This window comes from Amycolatopsis sp. NPDC003861, from assembly GCF_053605405.1.
On record NZ_JBSGJD010000526.1, the window covers coordinates 1 to 1,234 of the forward strand.

Genomic DNA, 1,234 nt, shown 5'->3' on the forward strand with positions numbered 1-1,234 from the left:
GATGCTGTGGTGGCCATGCCTCGACGAGCCAGTCAGTGTCTGTGAGGTCCTGAGACATCAACTGTCGGCGATGTCCTGAGACTCAACAGCGGGTTCTAACCCGCCTTACCACTCACGACACTTGTCCACATCGGTTTCGGTTATCCACAGATTCAGGTTGTGCTCACCACCGCGTGTCTGAAGGCGCCATGGTCGAGACATGCCCCTGCACACACGCTGGTCGGCCGACCGCATACCGGACGGAGCCCGCCTCGGCTGGCAACCGCTGCTCGACGCCCAACACGGTGTCGTCAGCGGTGAACAGCTCCGCTCGTTCGGCCACACCAGAGCGGACATCGAGGCCAACGTCGAGGCCGGCCGGTGGCAACGCGTGCTACCACGGGTCTACGCGACATTCACCGGAGAGTTACCCCGGCCCGCCCGCTTCTTCGCGGCTTTGCTCTACGGCGGCGCGAACGCCGTCCTCAGCCACCACACGGCAGCGGAGGAATGGGGGCTGATACCCCTGGCGGATCGGCCGGTGGAGATCACCGTGCCGTACACCAGTTCCGCGATCTCGCAACGTCCCCTCGTCGTCGTCCACCGTTCGCGAGCGCTGCGGTACACGACGCTGGCGACCACACCAGCCCGGACCCGCGGACCCGACACCATTCTCGACCTGGCGGTTTCGCAGCCGACCGCACGGGAAGCGACGTTGCTCGTCGTCGACCTGGTGAGCCGGAGCTCGATCCCCGTCAACGACGTTCAGGATTGCCTGCTGCTGCGGCCGCCGTACCGCTATCGTGCCGCCATTCGCCGTGGACTCGCTCTCGTCGCCGCCGGGCTGATGTCCGCGCTGGAAGTCGAATACCTCGAGAACGTCGAGGACCGCCACGGGCTACCTCGCGGCGAACGACAGACGCCCTTCATCGTCGACGGGAAGACATTGTGGGAGGACGTCACCTATGACGTCCACGGCGCCGCAGTCACGATCCGGCTCGACGGTCGAGCCACACACGCAACCGGCGGCGTCGCATTCCGCGACCGTCGCAGGGACAACGCTGCCGAACTCGCCGGGCGAGCGCGCCTCGTCTACGGCTGGCAGGACGTTCGATCGTCACCATGCGCGGTGGCGGCGGAAGTGCGCAAGATCCTCTTACGGGAAGGGTGGCCACCCGAGGGAAGCCGAGCACCGACTTGTCGACAATGCCAGCCACCCCGGTCGTGAGTGGTAACGCGGGTTAGAACCCGCGTT

The 1,234-nt window shown here is 66.0% G+C and carries 1 protein-coding gene; it reads left to right on the forward strand.

Annotated features, from left to right (window positions below):
* Window positions 1-199 precede the first annotated feature (199 nt).
* Window positions 200-1,207, forward strand: coding sequence for a hypothetical protein (locus ACWEVN_RS47960; RefSeq protein ID WP_452055727.1), 1,008 nt, complete (start codon window positions 200-202; stop codon window positions 1,205-1,207).
* Window positions 1,208-1,234 lie beyond the last annotated feature (27 nt).

Coding starts and splice junctions, on each gene's coding strand:
- ACWEVN_RS47960 (WP_452055727.1), top strand. CDS start 200: ATGCCCCTGCACACACGCTGGTCGGCCGACCGCATACCGGACGGAGCC.